At 61.0% G+C, this 18,725-nt stretch carries 21 protein-coding genes; 9 read left to right on the forward strand and 12 right to left on the reverse strand.

Features of this window, described 5'->3' with window-relative positions:
* Nucleotides 1-241: 241 nt before the first annotated feature.
* The 7 genes from C9990_RS24670 (at nt 242) to pdeM (ending at nt 7,707) form a co-directional block, all read left to right on the forward strand.
* Entirely contained in the window at nt 242-1,021 is a 780-nt protein-coding gene (locus C9990_RS24670) for a transporter substrate-binding domain-containing protein (RefSeq protein WP_065903021.1), read from the forward strand.
* Nucleotides 1,022-1,081: 60 nt separating this feature from the next.
* Complete coding sequence (locus C9990_RS24675) at nt 1,082-1,810, forward strand: ABC transporter permease (protein WP_065903023.1); 729 nt, start codon at nt 1,082-1,084, stop codon at nt 1,808-1,810.
* A complete protein-coding gene (locus C9990_RS24680) occupies nt 1,807-2,517 on the forward strand; it encodes an ABC transporter permease (protein ID WP_065903025.1) in 711 nt (236 codons plus the stop codon). The genes C9990_RS24675 and C9990_RS24680 overlap by 4 nt, the downstream gene beginning before the upstream one ends.
* Before the next feature lie 9 nt (nt 2,518-2,526).
* Complete coding sequence (locus C9990_RS24685; RefSeq protein WP_106804946.1) at nt 2,527-3,645, forward strand: succinylglutamate desuccinylase/aspartoacylase family protein; 1,119 nt, start codon at nt 2,527-2,529, stop codon at nt 3,643-3,645.
* A 13-nt stretch (nt 3,646-3,658) separates the two neighbouring features.
* Complete coding sequence (locus C9990_RS24690) at nt 3,659-4,423, forward strand: ABC transporter ATP-binding protein (RefSeq protein WP_065903037.1); 765 nt, start codon at nt 3,659-3,661, stop codon at nt 4,421-4,423.
* Nucleotides 4,424-4,576: 153 nt separating this feature from the next.
* Entirely contained in the window at nt 4,577-7,057 is a 2,481-nt protein-coding gene (locus C9990_RS24695) for a ligase-associated DNA damage response DEXH box helicase (protein ID WP_106804947.1), read from the forward strand.
* Nucleotides 7,057-7,707: a ligase-associated DNA damage response endonuclease PdeM gene (gene pdeM / locus C9990_RS24700; RefSeq protein WP_106804948.1), complete on the forward strand. Its 651-nt coding sequence runs from the start codon at nt 7,057-7,059 to the stop codon at nt 7,705-7,707. Before C9990_RS24695 ends, pdeM begins: the two co-directional genes overlap by 1 nt.
* A gap of 15 nt (nt 7,708-7,722) precedes the next feature.
* Here the strand turns inward: pdeM and C9990_RS24705 are convergent, their stop codons facing one another.
* Nucleotides 7,723-7,920, reverse strand: a complete 198-nt coding sequence (locus tag C9990_RS24705) for a hypothetical protein (RefSeq protein WP_010212420.1) — start codon at nt 7,918-7,920, stop codon at nt 7,723-7,725.
* A gap of 108 nt (nt 7,921-8,028) precedes the next feature.
* The gene (gene dcd / locus C9990_RS24710) at nt 8,029-8,595 is read right to left on the reverse strand and encodes a dCTP deaminase (RefSeq protein WP_065903042.1); all 567 of its coding nucleotides are present in this window, start codon (nt 8,593-8,595) and stop codon (nt 8,029-8,031) included.
* A gap of 389 nt (nt 8,596-8,984) precedes the next feature.
* Between dcd and C9990_RS24715 the strand changes: the two genes are divergently transcribed.
* On the forward strand, nt 8,985-9,194 hold the full coding sequence (locus C9990_RS24715) for a cold-shock protein (RefSeq protein ID WP_002554837.1): 210 nt from the start codon (nt 8,985-8,987) through the stop codon (nt 9,192-9,194).
* 197 nt (nt 9,195-9,391) lie between these two features.
* Here C9990_RS24715 and rpoS read toward each other — a convergent pair whose 3' ends face one another.
* The 8 genes from rpoS to C9990_RS24755 form a co-directional block, all read right to left on the reverse strand.
* Nucleotides 9,392-10,396, reverse strand: a complete 1,005-nt coding sequence (gene rpoS, locus C9990_RS24720) for an RNA polymerase sigma factor RpoS (RefSeq protein ID WP_025855149.1) — start codon at nt 10,394-10,396, stop codon at nt 9,392-9,394.
* Nucleotides 10,397-10,502: 106 nt separating this feature from the next.
* The gene (locus C9990_RS24725) at nt 10,503-11,339 is read right to left on the reverse strand and encodes a peptidoglycan DD-metalloendopeptidase family protein (RefSeq protein ID WP_106804949.1); all 837 of its coding nucleotides are present in this window, start codon (nt 11,337-11,339) and stop codon (nt 10,503-10,505) included.
* 208 nt (nt 11,340-11,547) lie between these two features.
* On the reverse strand, nt 11,548-12,183 hold the full coding sequence (locus C9990_RS24730) for a protein-L-isoaspartate(D-aspartate) O-methyltransferase (RefSeq protein WP_177343936.1): 636 nt from the start codon (nt 12,181-12,183) through the stop codon (nt 11,548-11,550).
* A gap of 41 nt (nt 12,184-12,224) precedes the next feature.
* Entirely contained in the window at nt 12,225-12,974 is a 750-nt protein-coding gene (surE, locus tag C9990_RS24735) for a 5'/3'-nucleotidase SurE (protein WP_065903045.1), read from the reverse strand.
* Nucleotides 12,962-14,020 (reverse strand): tRNA pseudouridine(13) synthase TruD, encoded by a 1,059-nt coding sequence (truD, locus tag C9990_RS24740; RefSeq protein WP_106804950.1) that lies wholly within the window; start codon nt 14,018-14,020, stop codon nt 12,962-12,964. The genes surE and truD overlap by 13 nt, the downstream gene beginning before the upstream one ends.
* On the reverse strand, nt 14,017-14,490 hold the full coding sequence (ispF, locus tag C9990_RS24745) for a 2-C-methyl-D-erythritol 2,4-cyclodiphosphate synthase (RefSeq protein ID WP_012722614.1): 474 nt from the start codon (nt 14,488-14,490) through the stop codon (nt 14,017-14,019). The genes truD and ispF overlap by 4 nt, the downstream gene beginning before the upstream one ends.
* Nucleotides 14,491-14,544: 54 nt before the next feature.
* Nucleotides 14,545-15,390, reverse strand: coding sequence for an S-formylglutathione hydrolase (gene fghA, locus C9990_RS24750; RefSeq protein ID WP_106804951.1), 846 nt, complete (start codon nt 15,388-15,390; stop codon nt 14,545-14,547).
* Between the two features lie 88 nt (nt 15,391-15,478).
* Nucleotides 15,479-16,591 carry an S-(hydroxymethyl)glutathione dehydrogenase/class III alcohol dehydrogenase gene (locus C9990_RS24755; RefSeq protein ID WP_010212435.1) on the reverse strand — a complete coding sequence of 371 codons (1,113 nt, stop codon included), beginning with the start codon at nt 16,589-16,591 and terminating at the stop codon, nt 15,479-15,481.
* A gap of 109 nt (nt 16,592-16,700) precedes the next feature.
* Between C9990_RS24755 and C9990_RS24760 the strand changes: the two genes are divergently transcribed.
* On the forward strand, nt 16,701-17,597 hold the full coding sequence (locus tag C9990_RS24760; protein WP_106804952.1) for a LysR substrate-binding domain-containing protein: 897 nt from the start codon (nt 16,701-16,703) through the stop codon (nt 17,595-17,597).
* A gap of 57 nt (nt 17,598-17,654) precedes the next feature.
* Here C9990_RS24760 and ispD read toward each other — a convergent pair whose 3' ends face one another.
* A complete protein-coding gene (ispD, locus tag C9990_RS24765) occupies nt 17,655-18,362 on the reverse strand; it encodes a 2-C-methyl-D-erythritol 4-phosphate cytidylyltransferase (protein ID WP_106804953.1) in 708 nt (235 codons plus the stop codon).
* On the reverse strand, nt 18,359-18,637 hold the full coding sequence (gene ftsB, locus C9990_RS24770; protein WP_003172294.1) for a cell division protein FtsB: 279 nt from the start codon (nt 18,635-18,637) through the stop codon (nt 18,359-18,361). The genes ispD and ftsB overlap by 4 nt, the downstream gene beginning before the upstream one ends.
* Between the last annotated feature and the right edge of the window lie 88 nt (nt 18,638-18,725).

Here is an 18,725-nt window from a genome sequence, read left to right on the forward strand (position 1 = left end):
GCCGCCATCGCCGGCAAGCCAGCTCCCAGGTTTTCGATCTGCATCAGCCCCAAATGGGTGCACTGTTTTTTGCGTGCCCATTTTCGGGCATCTCCTACACTGAGATCTCCCTCTTCCCACCTTTTAAAACGACCATTCGGAACTATGGTGCAGAAATTGCTACTTGTGTTGCGTCTGACACCGTTCAGTAACAGTCCTAAACGCGCCACAAGCGCTTATCTTGGTTTCCAGGGATTACATAATGAAAAAAGCATTGCTGACCCTTTCTGCACTGGCTCTGTGCATGGCCGCTGGTACTGCGTTGGCCAAGGAATACAAGGAACTGCGTTTTGGTGTCGATCCGTCCTACGCGCCATTCGAATCCAAGGCCGCCGACGGCAGCCTGGTGGGCTTCGATATCGACCTGGGCAATGCGATCTGCGCCGAGCTGAAAGTGAAGTGCAAGTGGGTCGAAAGTGACTTCGACGGCATGATTCCAGGCCTGAACGCCAACAAATTCGACGGCGTGATTTCGTCGATGACCGTGACCGAAGCCCGTGAGAAGGCGATCGACTTCTCCAGCGAGCTGTTCTCCGGCCCGACCTCCCTGGTGTTCAAAAAAGGCGCGAACTACTCCACGCCTGAGTCCCTCAAGGGCAAATCGGTGGGCTACGAGCAAGGCACTATCCAGGAAGCCTACGCCAAGGCCGTGCTGGACAAAGCCGGTGTGACCACCAAGGCCTACGCCAACCAGGACCAGGTGTACGCCGACCTGACCTCCGGCCGTCTGGATGCGTCCGTGCAGGACATGCTGCAAGCCGAACTGGGCTTCTTGAAGTCGCCGGCCGGCGCTGACTACGAAGTCAGCAAGGCTATCGACGACCCTTTGCTGCCGTCGAAAACTGCGGTCGGTATCAAAAAAGGTAACAAAGACCTCAAGGCCTTGCTCGATAAAGGTATCAAAGCGTTACACGATGATGGCACCTACGCCACCATCCAGAAGAAACACTTCGGCGATCTGAACCTCTACAGCGGTAAATAACACCCTGGCGCCCACCGGTTTGCGGTGGGCGCTTTTTTATCGCCATTAGGTCCTGAATTCATGTTTGAAGATCTTTTGCAAACCCTGGGGCTGGGCGCCTTCAGTTTGAAGGGGTTCGGTCCGCTGTTGCTCCAAGGGACGTGGATGACCGTAAAACTCTCGGTCGCCTCCCTGGCTGTCAGTGTCCTGCTCGGCCTGATTGGGGCCAGCGCGAAACTGTCCAGCGTCAGCTTGATCCGTATTCCCGCCCAGCTCTACACCACCTTGATTCGCGGCGTACCTGACCTGGTACTGATGCTGCTGATTTTCTACAGCCTGCAAATCTGGCTGACCGGTTTGACCGACTTCATGGAATGGGACTACATCGAGATCGACCCATTCAGCGCCGGGGTGATCACCCTGGGCTTCATCTACGGTGCCTACTTCACCGAGACATTTCGCGGTGCGATCCTCGCGGTCCCGCGTGGCCAGTTGGAAGCTGCAACCGCCTACGGGCTGAGTCGCGGGCAGCGGTTTCGCTTCGTGACCTTTCCGCAGATGATGCGTTTTGCCCTGCCGGGCATCGGCAATAACTGGATGGTCATGCTCAAGGCCACGGCGCTGGTATCGATCATTGGTCTCGCGGACCTGGTCAAGGCCGCCCAGGATGCCGGCAAGAGCACCTATCAACTGTTTTACTTCCTGGTCATCGCGGCGTTTATCTACCTGCTGATCACCAGTGCATCCAATTTCGTCCTGCGTCGGCTTGAACGCCGCTACTCCGCTGGGTCCCGGGAGGCCGTGCGATGATCGAACTCCTGCAGCAATACTGGCGCCCCTTCCTGTACAGCGACGGCCAGCACATCACCGGGCTGGCAATGACCATGTGGCTGCTCAGCGCCTCGCTGGTGATTGGTTTCCTGGTCTCGATCCCGCTGTCCATCGCCCGCGTCTCGCGCAATCGCCTGGTGCGTTGGCCGGTGCAGTTCTACACCTACCTGTTTCGTGGCACGCCGCTCTATATCCAGTTGCTGATCTGCTACACCGGCATCTACAGCATCGCCGCGGTGCGCGCGCAGCCGGTGCTGGACGCATTTTTTCGCGATGCGATGAACTGCACGATCCTGGCCTTTGCCCTCAACACCTGCGCCTACACCACCGAGATTTTCGCCGGTTCGATCCGCAGCATGGCCCACGGCGAAGTCGAGGCCGCCAAGGCCTATGGCCTCAGCGGCTGGAAGTTGTATGCGTATGTGATCATGCCCTCGGCCCTGCGCCGCTCGTTGCCGTACTACAGCAATGAAGTGATCCTGATGCTGCACTCGACCACCGTGGCGTTTACCGCGACAGTGCCCGACATTCTCAAGGTCGCACGGGACGCCAACTCGGCGACCTACATGACCTTCCAATCCTTCGGCATCGCCGCGCTGATCTATCTGACAGTGACCTTTGCCCTGGTCGGCCTGTTTCGTCTGGCGGAGCGCCGCTGGCTGGCCTTCCTCGGGCCGAGTCATTAAGGAGCCTTCATGCGTCATCAGGTTCATGAACTGATCGCGCCGGTGCCTGGCACGGCGCGGCAGATTCACAGTTTCCACTTCGGCCCGGAACAGGCTGAAGGCAAGATCTACATCCAGTCGTCGCTGCATGCCGATGAAATGCCCGGCATGCTGGTGGCCTGGCACCTCAAGCTGCGCCTGGCGCAACTGGAGGCCGCCGGGCGCCTGCGCAGCGAAATCGTGCTGGTGCCGATCGCCAACCCGGTGGGCCTGGAACAGGTGTTGATGGATATTCCGCTGGGCCGCTACGAGCTCGAAAGCGGGCAGAACTTCAATCGCTTGTTTGTCGACCTCAGTGACGCGGTGGGTAACCAGGTCGAGGCATTGCTCGGGGATGATCCGCGACACAACGTCGAACTGATCCGTACCGCGCTGTCCAACGCCCTCGCCGCGCAAACCGCCGAGACCCAGCTGCACTCCCAGCGCCTGGTGCTGCAACGCCTGGCCTGCGACGCCGACATGGTGCTCGACCTGCATTGCGATTTCGAAGCCGTGGCGCACCTGTACACCACGCCCGAGGCGTGGCCGCAGGTCGAGCCGCTGGCGCGCTATCTCGGCTCGGAAGCCAACTTGCTCGCCACCGATTCCGGCGGCCAATCCTTCGATGAGTGTTTCACCCTGGTGTGGTGGCAATTGCAGCAGCGATTCGGCGAGCGCTTCCCGATCCCCATGGGCAGCTTTTCCGTCACCGTCGAGCTGCGTGGCCAGGGCGACGTCAACCATGGGCTGGCCAGCCTCGATTGCCAGGCGATCATCGATTACCTGATCCACTTCGGCGCGATCGAGGGCGAACCCGCCCCGCTGCCGGCGCTGCCCTACCCCGCCACGCCGCTGGCAGGCGTCGAACCGGTGGCGACACCGGTCGGCGGCCTGCTGGTGTTCAGCGCCCTGCCGGGGGAATACCTGGAGGCCGGGCAACTGATCGCCGACGTCATCGACCCCATTACCGACCGCGTAACGCCTGTGCACTGCCAGAAGGCCGGCCTGCTTTACGCCCGTTCGCTACGCCGCATGGCCACTGCCGGGATGGTCATCGGCCATGTCGCCGGCTCAGAGGCCTACCGTAGCGGCTATCTACTTTCGCCTTGAGGATGCACGCCCCATGTACAAATTGACCGTTGAAGGCCTGCATAAAAGCTATGGCGACAATGAAGTGCTCAAAGGTGTCTCGCTCAAGGCCAAGACCGGTGACGTGATCAGCCTGATCGGCGCCAGCGGCTCGGGCAAGAGCACCTTTTTGCGCTGCATCAACTTCCTGGAAACCCCCAACGACGGCGCCATGACCCTCGACGGCCAGCCGATCCGCATGGTCAGCGACCGCCATGGCATGCGCGTGGCTGACGATGCCGAACTGCAGCGCCTGCGCACACGCCTGGCGATGGTGTTCCAGCACTTCAACCTGTGGAGCCACATGAGCGTGCTGGAAAACATCACCATGGCCCCGCGCCGGGTGCTGGGTTGCAGCAAGAAGGACGCCGAAGACCGTGCCCGTCGCTACCTCGACAAGGTCGGCCTGCCGGCACGCGTGGCCGATCAATACCCGGCCTTTCTCTCCGGTGGGCAGCAGCAACGGGTGGCCATCGCCCGCGCCCTGGCCATGGAGCCGGAAGTGATGCTGTTTGACGAGCCTACTTCAGCCCTCGACCCGGAGCTGGTGGGCGAGGTATTGAAGGTGATCCAGGGCCTGGCCGAGGAAGGCCGCACCATGATCATGGTGACCCATGAGATGAGCTTCGCGCGCAAGGTGTCGAGCCAGGTGCTGTTCCTGCACAAGGGCCTGGTGGAAGAGCAAGGTGCGCCGGCGGATGTGCTGGGCAACCCGAAAAGCGAGCGGCTGCAGCAATTTCTCAGCGGCAACCTGAAGTAAACGTGTAGGAACCGCCTGGCGATAGCGCCTTGAGCCCTGCGGCGATCTTTGCGCCACCCTCGCCGCGGTGCGACGCGCCTGCAAGGATTGCGTTAAACCTTTGATGCTCGGTGAAGGTCTGTGGAATAGGCCTTCCAGAGTGTCAGCCGTCGCATGGCAAAACCCCACGACTTCGCCAAAACATGGTTCGCCGCCAAGGGCTGGAAACCGTTCGCCTTCCAGAAAGCGGTGTGGGCTGCCGTCAAGGCAGGCCAGTCCGGCTTGCTGCATGCCAGCACTGGTGCGGGCAAAACCTATGCGCTGTGGTTTGCCGCCCTCAATCGCTTCGCCATCACTCGCCCGCCGGCCAGCGGCAAACGCAAAGCGCCCGCAGAGCCACTGACGGTGCTGTGGATCACGCCAATGCGGGCGTTGGCCGCCGATACCGCCCGCGCACTCGAAGCACCGCTCGAGGCCTTGCAGATTCCCTGGAGCATCGGCCTGCGCACCGGCGACACCAGCAGCAGCGAGCGTGCACGCCAGACACGCCGACAGCCCACCGCACTGGTCACCACTCCAGAAAGCCTGACCCTGATGCTCGCCCGCGCGGACAGCGAAGTGAGCCTGGCGCACCTGCGCATGGTGGTGGTGGATGAATGGCATGAGCTGATCGGCAACAAGCGCGGCGTGCAACTGCAGCTGGCGTTGGCACGGCTGCGGCGTTGGCATCCCGAGCTGATGGTATGGGGGATTTCGGCAACGCTGGGTAATCAGGCTCACGCCTTGGAGGTATTGGTCCCACAAGGTGGCGGGATCAACGTGCAGGGGCAGACAGCCAAGCAGCTGTTGGTCGACACCTTATTGCCGCCCATCGCGGAACGCTTCCCCTGGGCCGGGCATATCGGCTTGAAAATGTTGCCGCAGGTAGTGGCCGAAGTGGAAACCAGCAGCAGTTGCCTGGTATTCACCAATACCCGCGCGCAATCGGAAATCTGGTACCAGGCGTTGCTCGAGGCGCGCCCGGACTGGGCGGGCTTGATTGCCCTTCACCATGGCTCACTGTCCCGGGAGACGCGTGACTGGGTCGAGCGCGCACTCAAGGACGGGCAGCTCAAGGCCGTAGTGTGCACCTCGAGCCTGGACCTGGGGGTGGATTTCCTGCCGGTGGAACGAGTCCTGCAAATTGGCTCGGCCAAAGGCGTGGCGCGGCTGATGCAACGCGCCGGGCGCTCGGGCCACGCGCCGGGGCGGCCATCGCGGGTGACGCTGGTGCCGACCCACAGCCTGGAACTGGTGGAAGCTGCCGCCGCCCAGGATGCCATTGCGCAGCGGCACATCGAAGCGCGGGAATCGCCGCACAAGCCGTTGGATGTACTCGTACAGCACTTGGTGAGCATGGCGCTGGGCGGTGGCTTCACCCCCGATGCACTGCTGGCGGAAGTGCGCGGTGCCTGGGCCTATCGCGACCTGACCGAGGCCGACTGGACCTGGGCCCTGGGCTTTGTGCGCCATGGCGGGCTGTCGCTGACCGCCTACCCGGACTACCGCCGCGTGGAGCCCGACGAACACGGCATCTGGCGCGTCCCCGACGCCAGGCTCGCGCGCCGGCATCGCATGAGCGTGGGCACCATTGTCAGCGACGCCAGCATCCAGCTGAAATTCTGGAGCAAGGGCGGCGGCGGCAAAAACCTCGGCAGTGTCGAAGAAGGCTTCATCGCGCGCCTCAAGCCGGGTGATGGGTTCCTGTTTGCCGGACGCTTGCTGGAGCTGGTCCGGGTGGAAAACATGACCGCCTATGTACGTCGCAGCAGCGCCAAAAAAGCCGCAGTGCCGCGCTGGAATGGCGGGCGCATGCCGCTTTCCAATGAGTTGGCGCAAGCCGTGGTGGAACGCTTCGACGCTGCGGCGCGCGGGCACTACGACGGGCCGGAAATGCGCGCGGTGCAACCCTTGTTGCAGACGCAGTTGCGCTGGTCCGGCCTGCCGACGCACGACGGGTTGTTGGCCGAAGCCCTGAAATCACGCGAGGGGTGGCACCTGTTTCTCTACCCGTTTGCCGGGCGCCAGGTGCACTTGGGCCTGGCGAGCCTGTTGGCATGGCGGGTCAGCCAACGCCAACCCGTGACCTTTTCGATTGCAGTGAATGATTACGGCTTGGAGCTGCTGAGCGCGACACCGGTGGAGTGGCCTGCCCTGCTGAATGAGGCATTGCTGAGCCCGGCAGACTTGCTGGCCGACGTCGTGGCCAGCCTGAACGCCGGCGAACTCGCCCTGCGCCGCTTTCGCGAGATTGCGCGGATCGCCGGACTGGTGTTTGCCGGATACCCCGGCGCGCCGAAAAGTACACGCCAGGTACAGGCGTCCAGCGGCCTGTTCTTCGAGGTATTCAAGCAATATGACCCGCAGAACCTGTTGCTGACCCAGGCCGGGGAAGAAGTCCTGCGTGATGAGTTGGATATTCGTCGGCTGGAACAGACACTGCGGCGTCTGTCGGCGCTGCAACTGGACTTGCACGTGATAGAACGGCCGACACCGCTGGCCTTTCCGCTGTTGGTGGAACGGATGCGTGAAAGCATGAGTTCGGAAAAACTCTCCGAGCGCATCGCGCGGATGGTCAAGGACCTGGAGAAAGTCGCGGATAATGGGAAGGCTTGATGTATTACACCGTGCAATTGGAAGGTGAAACGTTATGGCTGCTGGCGGACAAGGCCGTGTATTGGCCTGCGCATCAGTGTTTGCTGATCGCCGATGCGCATTTCGGCAAGGCCTCGGCCTACCGCAGCCTCGGGCAACCGGTGCCACAGGGGACTACCACCGAGAACCTGCAACGACTGGATCGGCTGTTATCGGCCTTCACCTGCGCGCGCGTGATCTTCCTGGGCGACTTCCTGCACGGCCCTGGCTCGCATGCCAGTGGCACGCTGGGCGCCTTGCGGGCGTGGCGTGAACGCCATACAGGGCTGCACCTGACCTTGATTCGCGGCAATCACGACAAGCGCGCAGGCGACCCGCCGGCGGACTTGGACATCGAGGTGGTCGCGGAGCCGCTGCTGATGGGGCCATTCGCGCTGCAACACGAACCGGATGCGCATGCCAGCCACCATGTACTCGCGGGCCATGTGCACCCGGTGTATCACTTGCGCGGCAAAGGCCGGCAACGCTTGCGCCTGCCGTGCTTCCAGCTGGGTAGCCGCGTCAGCCTGTTGCCGGCGTTCGGGGCGTTTACGGGGGGTTATGCGGTGGAGCAGGACAATGACCACCGGATCTTTGTGATCGGTGATCACGAGGTATGGCCAGTGCGTTGACCGGCCTCCCAGTTATCAGGCGACAGGCGCAGGCGGTGGCTCGTCCGGGAGGGTCGGTTCACCGGGCTCGGTCGGCTGGGGGTAATCCGGCTCGGGTTGGCCGGGGATGCCGCCTGCGTAGGCGGGATCGGCCATCAGGGACCAGGCCAAAACACCAATCTGGTTGGGTTCAAGCCGGGCAAGTTCGGCGCTGATTCGCGGGTCGATCTTCATAAAAGTACTCCTCAAGCGTGGCCCGGCGCGTCTTGCACGCGCCGAGGCAGTACACCCAATAGAGTCACTTTCCGCAGACTAATTCCCTTGGCGTGTAGGACCTTTCGATCAAGCGCGCGGCAAGGTCACGCCACGCTGGCCCTGGTACTTGCCGCCACGGTCCTTGTAGGACACTTCACAGGCCTCATCGGACTGCAGGAACAGCATCTGCGCCACGCCTTCGTTGGCGTAGATCTTCGCTGGCAGCGTGGTGGTGTTGGAGAACTCCAGGGTCACGTGACCTTCCCACTCAGGCTCGAGCGGCGTCACGTTGACGATAATGCCGCAGCGAGCGTAGGTGCTCTTGCCCAGGCAGATGGTCAGCACGTCGCGCGGAATGCGGAAAAACTCCACGGTACGCGCCAGGGCGAAGGAGTTTGGCGGGATGATGCACACGTCGCTCTTCACGTCGACGAAGCTTTTTTCGTCGAAGTTTTTCGGATCGACGGTCGCCGAATTGATATTGGTGAACACCTTGAATTCATCGGCGCAACGCACATCGTAGCCGTAGCTGGAAACCCCGTAGGAAATCAGGCGTTCAGCGCCTTCGCCACGCATCTGGCGCTCTACGAAGGGCTCGATCATGCCGTGCTCTTGCGCCATGCGGCGAATCCACTTGTCCGATTTGATGCTCATGGCGGGTGTCCTGAATAGCGAGGTGGAAAAATTCTGTGGGGCATCTTACCGGGGCCAGCGTTGGGGTTCAAAGGGCGTGGGGGATTTGTTGATGAATGCGCACGCTCCTGTAAGTCGCGGCCAGCGGGGCCGGGACCCGGGTTGCAGGCGCTGGTGGCGGTAAATACCACCGCCAGTCACGAAAATAGAGAAACCTTCGGAAATACCATTGGCACGTCCCGGAAAAAGGGTTAAGGTGGCGCCACTGTGCTGCTTGTGTCACTGAGAATCTCTACACGATATGTTGAATTTCGATCCAACCATCTCCAAGAATTTTTCCTGCTCTTTGCACTCAGTCTCGGCCAGGGCTTTTCCTGAGTCGCAGTTAACTTTGTCCAAGGAGATACACCATGTCTAATCGCCAAACTGGTACCGTTAAGTGGTTCAACGATGAAAAAGGCTTCGGCTTCATCACTCCACAATCCGGTGACGACCTGTTCGTTCACTTCAAAGCTATCCAATCCGACGGCTTCAAAAGCCTGAAAGAAGGCCAACAGGTTTCTTTCATCGCTACCCGCGGTCAGAAAGGCATGCAAGCTGAAGAAGTTCAAGTTATCTAACTTGTACTGACTTAGTCGAAAAAACCCCGCCCTCAAAAGCGGGGTTTTTTTATGCCTTCAATTTGGTGCTGTGATTCCGCGCACAAAGCAATGTGGGAGCGGGCTTGCTCGCGAAAGCGCTGGATCAGTCAGCACATCTACCTACTGATACTGCGCATTCGCGAGCAAGCCCGCTCCCACATTTCGTCCTGCGTCGCCTATTGGAACAACGACTCACTCGACAAGCCATTCTTCTCCAGGATCTCACGCAAGCGCTTGAGCCCTTCTACCTGGATCTGCCGCACCCGCTCACGGGTCAGGCCGATCTCCAGGCCTACATCCTCCAGGGTGCTGCTCTCGTGGCCACGCAGGCCGAAGCGGCGGATCACCACCTCACGCTGCTTGTCCGTGAGCTCCGACAACCACTGGTCAATGCTTTGGGACAGATCATCGTCCTGCAACAGCTCGCAAGGATCTGTAGGACGATCATCCGTCAGGGTGTCCAGCAGGGTTTTATCCGAATCCGGACCCAGCGAGACGTCGACCGAAGACACCCGCTCGTTAAGGCCCAGCATGCGCTTGACCTCCCCTACCGGTTTTTCCAGCAGGTTGGCGATTTCTTCGGGCGAGGGTTCATGATCGAGTTTTTGTGTCAGCTCACGCGCCGCCCGCAGGTAGACGTTGAGCTCCTTGACCACATGGATTGGCAGCCGGATCGTGCGGGTCTGATTCATGATCGCCCGTTCGATGGTCTGGCGAATCCACCAGGTGGCATAGGTTGAGAAGCGGAAGCCCCGCTCAGGGTCGAACTTCTCCACCGCCCGGATCAAGCCCAGGTTGCCTTCCTCGATCAGGTCCAACAGCGACAGCCCACGATTGACGTAGCGTCGAGCGATTTTCACCACCAGTCGCAGGTTGCTTTCAATCATGCGCTTGCGCCCAGCCGGATCGCCCTTTTGCGACAAGCGCGCAAAATGGACTTCTTCTTCGGGGGTCAGCAGGGGGGAAAAGCCGATTTCATTGAGGTACAGCTGGGTCGCGTCGAGCGCCCGGGTGTAGTCAATGTATTTGTGTTGCTTTAACGCGGTGGAGTTCTTGGATTTGGTACGAACTGAAGGTACAGCAGGTCCCTCATTCGACATCGATTCCGTAGCGATACCGGTCTCCATAAGGAGAACCTCATCGTCGATGTCAAACTCCGGCGCTTCTTTACTGAGAGCCATTGTTATAGTCCTTTGGTGAGTTCGACCTCAAGCTCAAGCGACGCCTTTATCCTTGGCAACGCTGGAGCCTGTTCCTTCTACGTGAGGGAACAGGCTGTGCAACACATCAACGACGGGGTAGGAATTGCAGCGGATCTACGGGCTTCCCCTGACGGCGAATCTCAAAGTGCAGTTTCACCCGGTCTGTACCAGTTGACCCCATTTCGGCAATTGTCTGTCCGACTTTGACCTGCTGCCCCTCCCGAACCAACAGCCTGCGGTTGTGACCGTAGGCACTGACGTAGGTATCGCTGTGTTTGATGATGACCAGCTCGCCGTAGCCCCGTAAACCACTCCCGGCGTACACCACTGTCCCATCAGACGCAGCTAAAACAGGCTGTCCCAAATCTCCGGCGATATCAATGCCTTTATTCAAACTACCGTTTGAAGAGAATTTTCCAATCAATACCCCGTTTGAAGGCCACCCCCAACCGGTCGGTGCAGGCCCTGCCGGCGGCAGCGGCGCGGGTGCCGGCTTGCTCGCAACCGTAGGCGCGACGGTGCCTGCAGGCCGGGTGATGATGGTGGTCTTGCTCGAAGACGACGGCGAAGATCCGCTGTTTGTCACCACTGCCGTAGGCGTTGAACCGGTGCGCCCATCGAAGCGAATGGTCTGACCCGGATGTATCGTATACGGCACAGGAATATTGTTGCGAGCTGCAAGAGCCTTGTAGTCCCAGCCATAACGGAAGGCAATCGAGAACAGTGTGTCGCCTTTGCGAACCACGTACTGGCCAGTGGTGACCGTCGGCTTTTGCGGCACTGCGCTATTACGGTCAACCACCCGCGCGCCGCTGCTTGGCGAGCTGGAGCACGCCGCCAACAGGGAACTCAAGACAAGGCCAAGCACCAGTCGCTGAAAGCTTGTTTTACTCATACGCTGCGCAAGACCTGTGAGACTCACCCGCCGCTCCCTTTGTGGTGGCTGAACATGAACGCCTGTATCAGGCTTGAAATATGACGCAAGTATAACTGGGCATTGGCTTTTTACCGGCACACGACTGAAACGAAAAATTCATCCTGTTGAATGCCGCCGCTCATCTTGTTGACTCGATGAACCCCGCCGTAAGACACATCCTCACCAGCAGAATTCACTGCCCATGAACAAATGATCAGGCCAGCGGGCCGTTCAGCAACGGTACGAATCGCACGGCCCCCAGCACATGCCGGGAAAAGCCGTCGTCCTCACGGATAATGAGCATCAATTGTTGCACTTCGCCGGAACCCACCGGGATCACCAGGCGGCCGCCCGGCGCGAGTTGGTCGAGCAACGCTTGCGGCACATCCGTGGCCACGGCGGTGACGATGATGCCGTTATACGGCGCCAGCGCCGGCCAGCCTTCCCAGCCATCACCCCAGCGGAACACCACGTTGCGCAGGTTCAGCTCCACCAGGCGTTCCTTGGCGCGGTCCTGCAGCACCTTGATGCGCTCCACCGAGAACACCCGCTCCACCAGTTGCGCCAGTACCGCGGTCTGGTAGCCGGAGCCGGTGCCGATTTCCAGCACCTTGTCCAACGGCCCGGCGGCCAGCAGCAGCTCGCTCATGCGAGCCACCATATAAGGCTGGGAGATGGTCTGGTTATGACCGATCGGCAATGCCGTGTCTTCATAGGCACGGTGGGCCAGGGCCTCGTCGACAAACAGATGCCGAGGCGTGCGCCGGATCACTTCCAGTACCTGGGCGTTGGACAAGCCTTCCTCGTACAGGCGCTGGATCAAACGCTCGCGGGTGCGCTGGGACGTCATCCCGATGCCACGGCGCAGCAGGTCGTCTTGTTCACGAGCCATCAGCGCAGGCCCTCCAGCCATCCATCGAGACCACTGAAGGCATCACTGAAGGTGCGATCAAGTTGCAACGGGGTAATCGAAACATAACCTTGCATCACCGCATGAAAGTCCGTGCCTGGGCCGCCATCTTCAGCGTCGCCCGCAGCGGCGATCCAGTAGCCTTCCTTGCCACGCGGGTCGACCACCTTCAATGGCGCTGCCGCACGGGCGCGATGGCCCAGGCGCGTCAGCTGGATGCCGCGAATATGGTCGAGGGGCAAGTTGGGAATATTGACGTTGAGCACCGTGCGTGGCGGCAGGTCGAGGGAACCATGGGCCTCCACCAGCTTGCGCGCGAAATAGGCGGCAGTGGGCAGGTTGTCCAATTGGCGCGAGGCAAACGAAAAAGCGAACGCGGTACGCCCCAGGAAACGCCCTTCAAGGGCCGCCGCCACGGTACCGGAATACAGCACGTCATCGCCCAGGTTCGCCCCGAGGTTGATGCCCGACACCACCAGGTCCGGTTCCTGGTCCAGCAGGCTGTTGATCGCCAGGTGCACGCAGTCGGTAGGGGTACCGTTGACGCTGATAAAGCCATTGGCCAGGACCTGCGGGTGCAGCGGACGGTCGAGCGTCAGCGAGCTGCTGGCGCCGCTTTTGTCCTGGTCGGGGGCGACCACCACACACTCGGCATAATCCTGCAGCGCAGCATAGAGCGCGGCAAGCCCGGGTGCGGTGGCACCGTCATCGTTTGATATCAGAATACGCATGGGTTGTCCGTCTGCCCCACCGGCACCAGATCAACAAGCTCGCGCACCAAGACAGTGGCGAAGCATCCGGCCGGCAGGACGAATTCCAATTGCAGAATGTCCAGCGAGGGATAATGCCACGTCAACCCGCCAATGGGCAGTCGCAGAATGCGACGTTCCTGGCTCATGCCGGCTTTCACCAGCCAATCGCGCAGGTCAGCTTCTTCGGCGGCAATCGCCTGTTCCAACGCGTGGGTGGCACCCGCCGCCGGTGAGTCGCCCTCGCCCCACTGTGGACCGGTGGGGTGCAGGTCCAGAATCGCCAGGCGCGGGTCGCTGCATTCCGCCTCCCCCGCCGGAAAAAAGCTGCGACTGTCGGTGAACGCCAGCAGGTCGCCGACCTGGGCCTTCTGCCACGAACCATCGGCCACACGGGCTGCCAGGACTTTGTTGAATAGGTAGCTGCGCGCGGTAGACAGCAAGCGCGAACGCACATTGCGCTGTTCCGGCAAGGCCTTGCGCGCCGCCCATTCGCGGGCGTCGGCGACGTTGCCGCCATTGTGGCCAAAGCGCTGCGCGCCGAAGTAGTTCGGAATGCCGTGTTGGGCAATCAGTTGCAACCGCGCGTCGATGGCGGCGGTGTCAGCGTCCAACTGGGTCAGGCGCAAGGTGAAACCGTTGGCCGAATGCGCGCCCCGCTGCAGCTTGCGTTTATGCCGACCGGTCTTGAGGATCTTGAGGGTGTCGTTTTCGGCGCCGCTCATGTCCGGGTCGGCCTTGCCCGGCAGTTGCACGCTGAACCATTGGCGGGTCAACGCCTGGCGGTCCTTGAGCCCGGCATAGCTGACGGTGCGCAACGGCACGCCAGCGGCCTTGGCAATCCGCCGCGCAGCTTCTTCGGTATTCAGACCGCGCTTTTCCACCCACAGCCACAGGTGCTCGCCCTCGCCGCTCAGCGGGATGTCCAGCACCTCGTCCACCTGGAAATCTTCCGCCGTGGCCTTGAGGACCGCGCTGCCCAAGGCCTCGCCGTAGGCCCGTGGGCCCAGCAGTTGCAGGTCATTCATGCGCGCAGCAACAAGGCGACGGAGTGCACCGCGATGCCCTCTTCACGACCGGTAAACCCGAGCTTTTCGGTGGTGGTGGCTTTCACGTTGACTTGATCCAATTCAATTTGCAGGTCTGCGGCAATCAGCGCGCGCATCGATTCGATATGCGGGGCCATTTTCGGCGCCTGGGCCACGATCGTGTTGTCGACGTTGCCGACCTTCCAGCCCTTGGCGTGGATCAGGCCGACCACATGGCGCAGCAACACGCGGCTGTCCGCCCCCTTGAAGGTGGGGTCGGTGTCCGGAAAGTGCTTGCCGATATCGCCCAACGCCGCTGCGCCGAGCAAGGCATCGCTCAAGGCATGCAGGACAACGTCGCCGTCGGAATGAGCCAGCAACCCATGGTGGTGTGCAATGCGCACGCCGCCCAGGGTGATGAAATCGCCTTCAGCGAAACGGTGCACATCGTAGCCGTGGCCAATACGCATAAAAAAACGCCCCGATTTAATTCAGGGCGTGATTCTACCTACTTTTGCCTCACATTAACCGAGCAAAGCACGACCATGATGTCGCAAATGGTCTTCGATGAAGCTGGCGATAAAGAAGTAGCTGTGGTCATAGCCGGGCTGCAGGCGCAGTTCCAGCGGATGGTTGGCGGCCTTGGCCGCTTGCTGCAAGGCTTCCGGCTTGAGTTGCACGGCAAGGAAGTCGTCGCGGTCGCCCTGGTCTACCAGCAGCGGCAGCTTCTGCGAGGCTTCGCTGATCAGCACGCAAGCATCCCATTCACGCCATTTCGAGCGCTCTTCGCCCAGGTAACGGGAGAAGGCTTTCTGGCCCCAGGGGCAATCCATCGGGTTGTTGATCGGCGAAAATGCCGACACCGACAGGTAACGCCCGGGGTTGCGCAAGGCACACACCAGCGCACCATGGCCGCCCATGGAGTGCCCGCTGATCCCGCGTTTATCCGATGCGGGGAAATGGGCCTCGACCAGTGCCGGCAATTCCTGCACCACGTAGTCATGCATCCGATAGTGCTTGGCCCAGGGTTGCTGGGTGGCATTCAGATAGAAACCCGCGCCCAGGCCAAAATCCCAGGCGTTATCCGGGTCACCTGGTACACCGGGGCCACGGGGACTGGTGTCCGGCGCCACGATGATCAACCCCAGCTCGGCGGCCATGCGCTGGGCGCCGGCCTTCTGCATGAAGTTTTCGTCGGTGCAGGTCAGCCCGGACAGCCAGTACAGCACCGGCAACTTGCCGCCCTGCTCCGCTTGCGGCGGCAGGTAGACGGCGAAAGTCATGTCGCAATCGAGCACATCGGAATGATGCTTGTAGCGTTTATGCCAGCCACCAAAACTCTTCTGGCATGAGATGTTTTCCAGGGTCATGAGAATGCTCCCAGCTGCAAGCGGCAAGCAATCAGCTGCAAGTAAGGCGTGCTCACTTTCAGCTTGTCGCTTGCAGCTTGCCGCTGCTTCAGAAATGGATGACGGTACGAATGCTCTTGCCTTCGTGCATCAGGTCAAACGCCTTGTTGATGTCTTCCAGGCCCATGGTGTGGGTGATGAAGGTATCCAGCGGGATTTCGCCGGTCTGGGCCATTTCCACATAGCTTGGCAATTCGCTGCGGCCGCGCACGCCACCGAAGGCCGAACCGCGCCAGACGCGCCCGGTCACCAGTTGGAAGGGGCGCGTGGCGATTTCCTGGCCAGCACCGGCAACGCCGATGATCACCGACTCGCCCCAGCCTTTGTGGCAGCACTCGAGGGCGGCGCGCATCAGTTGCACATTGCCGATGCACTCGAAGGAAAAGTCCACGCCGCCGTCAGTCAAATCGACAATCACGTCCTGGATCGGGCGATCGTAGTCTTTCGGGTTGATGCAGTCGGTGGCACCCAGTTGCTTGGCGATTTCGAACTTGGCCGGGTTGATATCGATGGCAATGATACGACCCGCCTTGGCCTTCACCGCGCCGATCACCGCCGACAGGCCGATCCCGCCGAGACCGAAGATGGCCACGGTGTCGCCCGGCTTGACCTTGGCGGTGTTGATCACTGCACCAATACCCGTGGTGACGCCACAGCCGAGCAGGCAGACTTTTTCCAATGGGGCTTCTTTAGGAATTTTTGCCACGGAAATTTCCGGCAGCACGGTGTACTCGGAGAATGTCGAGGTACCCATGTAGTGGAAAATCGGCTGGCCCTTGTAGGAAAAGCGCGTGGTGCCATCAGGCATCAAGCCTTTGCCCTGAGTGGAGCGAATGGCCTGGCACAGGTTGGTCTTGCCCGACAGGCAAAATTTGCACTTGCCGCATTCCGGGGTGTACAGCGGGATCACGTGATCGCCGACGGCCACCGAAGTCACGCCCTCGCCGATCGCTTCAACGACCGCACCGCCTTCATGGCCCAGAATCGACGGGAAGATACCTTCCGGGTCGGCGCCCGACAGGGTGTAGGCATCGGTATGGCACACACCGGACGCAACCACCCGCAACAGCACCTCGCCCGCCTTGGGCATGGCCACATCCACTTCAACGATCTCAAGGGGCTTCTTGGCTTCGAAGGCTACGGCGGCACGGGACTTGATCATCCGGGATTCTCCATCGGGTTAAAAACTGAGACGGTGAGTGTAAAACATGGCTCCCTGATTAATAATCCAGGCGAAAGCAAAACTTTATTGCTGTACAGGGATAATCGTCATGCTGGAAAACCGCTGGGAAGGCATCGATGAGTTCGTCGCCGTCGCCGAGTGCAGCCAATTCACTGCAGCAGCCGAGCGGCTGGGCGTGTCGTCGTCGCATATCAGCCGGCAAGTGGCACGCCTGGAAGAACGCCTGCAGACGCGTTTGCTCTATCGCAGCACGCGCAAAGTGACGCTGACCGAAGCCGGCCAGACTTTCCTGCAACATTGCCAACGCCTGCAGGATGGCCGCGAGGAAGCGCTGCGCGCCGTGGGCGACCTGACCAGCGAGCCCAAGGGCATGTTGCGCATGACCTGCGCCGTGGCCTACGGCGAGCGCTTTATCGTGCCGTTGGTGACGCGGTTCATGGCGCTGTATCCGCAGTTGCGGGTAGATATCGAATTGACCAATCGCCAGCTCGACCTGGTGCACGAGGGCCTGGACCTGGCGATTCGCCTGGGACGCTTGCAGGATTCACGCATGGTCGCCAGCCGCCTCGCTCCCCGGCGCATGTACCTGTGCGCGTCACCGTCCTACCTCGCCCGGTATGGTCGGCCACATAGTTTGTCGGAATTGAGCCGGCACAACTGCCTGATCGGCAGCTCGGATATCTGGCAACTGGCCCAGGACGGGCGCGAATTTTCCCAGCGGGTGCAGGGCAATTGGCGCTGCAACAGTGGGCAAGCGGTGTTGGACGCGGTCTTGCAAGGCGTCGGCTTGTGCCAGCTGCCGGACTATTACGTCCTGGAGCACTTGCACAGCGGCGCGCTAGTGTCACTGCTGGAGGCGCATCAGCCGCCGAATACGGCAGTGTGGGCGCTGTATCCGCAGCAACGGCACTTGTCGCCGAAGGTAAGGAAATTAGTGGATTTCTTGAAGGAAGGGTTGGCTGAGCGGCCGGAGTACAGCCGGTAATGCTGGGCTGTTGGTGCCGGCCTCTTCGCAGGCAAGCCAGCTCGCACATATCGCCGACTAGCGCCGATTCGCCCACTGCAAGCGCAACCACTCCAGATCTTCCGGCCGGGTCACTTTGATATTGTCCGAGCGTCCTTCGATCAGCCGGGGGGCCTGACCGGCCCACTCCATGGCCGACGCTTCGTCGGTGATCACCGCATCCGCCACCAGGCTGTCAGCCAGCGCACGGTGCAAAGCACCGAGGCGGAACATCTGCGGGGTGTACGCTTGCCAGATCAGGCTGCGATCCACGGTTTCCTGCACACGGCCGTGTTTGTCGACGCGCTTGAGGGTGTCGCGGGCCGGCACGGCGAGCAGGCCACCCACCGGGTCGTCCGCCAGTTCCGCCAGGAGTTTGTCGAGATCATCGCGGCTCAGGTTGGGTCGCGCCGCATCGTGCACCAATACCCAATCGTCGTCGCCGGCGCCCAGCGCATTCAGATGCAGCAGTGCATTGAGCACCGACCCCGAGCGCTCCGAACCGCCGTCCGCACGCTGGATGCGCGGGTCAGTGGCACACGCCAGGCTGGGCCAATAGGGATCATCAACAGCAAGACTGACCACCAGGCCCTTGAGCGTAGGGTGGTCAAGGAAACAGCCGAGGCTGTGTTCGAGAATAGTGCGCCCGCCCAGTTGCAGATATTGCTTGGGACGGTCCGCGGCCATACGGGCACCGATGCCCGCGGCAGGTATCACGGCCCAGAAGGCCGGCAAACGGTGACTCATTGGGCCAACTGGTAGAGGGTTTCGCCCTCCTTGACCATGCCCAGCTCATGACGCGCGCGCTCTTCCACGGTCTCGGTGCCTTTTTTCAACTCAAGCACTTCGGCATCGAGGACGCGGTTACGCTCCAGCAGACGCTCGTTCTCGGCATGCTGGTCGGCAATTTGCTGCGTCAGGTCTTTTACCTGCGCAAAGCTGCCATTACCCACCCATAGGCGGTACTGCAGGCCAGCCAGCAACAAGAGCAAGACGAGGAACAACCAATTGGGACTGCGCATCGAATATCGGGTATCCAGTGAAAAAAGACCGCCATGCAAAACTTTTGCAGCAACTGATAGCACGAAGCCTGGAAGAACCAGGCTTGTG

This window comes from Pseudomonas sp. S5D5, from assembly GCF_003013355.1.
Classification (GTDB): Bacteria; Pseudomonadota; Gammaproteobacteria; order Pseudomonadales; family Pseudomonadaceae; genus Aquipseudomonas; species Aquipseudomonas aylmerensis.

Bases quoted from the DNA above. Each gene is read 5' to 3' on its own strand.
- C9990_RS24755 (WP_010212435.1), bottom strand. From the start codon at position 16,591: ATGATCAAGTCCCGTGCCGCCGTAGCCTTCGAAGCCAAGAAGCCCCTT.
- fghA (WP_106804951.1), bottom strand. From the start codon at position 15,390: ATGACCCTGGAAAACATCTCATGCCAGAAGAGTTTTGGTGGCTGGCAT.
- C9990_RS24715 (WP_002554837.1), top strand. From the start codon at position 8,985: ATGTCTAATCGCCAAACTGGTACCGTTAAGTGGTTCAACGATGAAAAA.
- ispD (WP_106804953.1), bottom strand. From the start codon at position 18,362: ATGAGTCACCGTTTGCCGGCCTTCTGGGCCGTGATACCTGCCGCGGGC.
- ftsB (WP_003172294.1), bottom strand. From the start codon at position 18,637: ATGCGCAGTCCCAATTGGTTGTTCCTCGTCTTGCTCTTGTTGCTGGCT.
- surE (WP_065903045.1), bottom strand. From the start codon at position 12,974: ATGCGTATTCTGATATCAAACGATGACGGTGCCACCGCACCCGGGCTT.
- C9990_RS24705 (WP_010212420.1), bottom strand. From the start codon at position 7,920: ATGAAGATCGACCCGCGAATCAGCGCCGAACTTGCCCGGCTTGAACCC.
- dcd (WP_065903042.1), bottom strand. From the start codon at position 8,595: ATGAGCATCAAATCGGACAAGTGGATTCGCCGCATGGCGCAAGAGCAC.
- C9990_RS24670 (WP_065903021.1), top strand. From the start codon at position 242: ATGAAAAAAGCATTGCTGACCCTTTCTGCACTGGCTCTGTGCATGGCC.
- C9990_RS24760 (WP_106804952.1), top strand. From the start codon at position 16,701: ATGCTGGAAAACCGCTGGGAAGGCATCGATGAGTTCGTCGCCGTCGCC.
- rpoS (WP_025855149.1), bottom strand. From the start codon at position 10,396: ATGGCTCTCAGTAAAGAAGCGCCGGAGTTTGACATCGACGATGAGGTT.
- ispF (WP_012722614.1), bottom strand. From the start codon at position 14,490: ATGCGTATTGGCCACGGCTACGATGTGCACCGTTTCGCTGAAGGCGAT.
- C9990_RS24675 (WP_065903023.1), top strand. From the start codon at position 1,082: ATGTTTGAAGATCTTTTGCAAACCCTGGGGCTGGGCGCCTTCAGTTTG.
- truD (WP_106804950.1), bottom strand. From the start codon at position 14,020: ATGAATGACCTGCAACTGCTGGGCCCACGGGCCTACGGCGAGGCCTTG.
- C9990_RS24685 (WP_106804946.1), top strand. From the start codon at position 2,527: ATGCGTCATCAGGTTCATGAACTGATCGCGCCGGTGCCTGGCACGGCG.
- C9990_RS24690 (WP_065903037.1), top strand. From the start codon at position 3,659: ATGTACAAATTGACCGTTGAAGGCCTGCATAAAAGCTATGGCGACAAT.
- pdeM (WP_106804948.1), top strand. From the start codon at position 7,057: ATGTATTACACCGTGCAATTGGAAGGTGAAACGTTATGGCTGCTGGCG.
- C9990_RS24680 (WP_065903025.1), top strand. From the start codon at position 1,807: ATGATCGAACTCCTGCAGCAATACTGGCGCCCCTTCCTGTACAGCGAC.
- C9990_RS24730 (WP_177343936.1), bottom strand. From the start codon at position 12,183: ATGACGTCCCAGCGCACCCGCGAGCGTTTGATCCAGCGCCTGTACGAG.
- C9990_RS24695 (WP_106804947.1), top strand. From the start codon at position 4,577: ATGGCAAAACCCCACGACTTCGCCAAAACATGGTTCGCCGCCAAGGGC.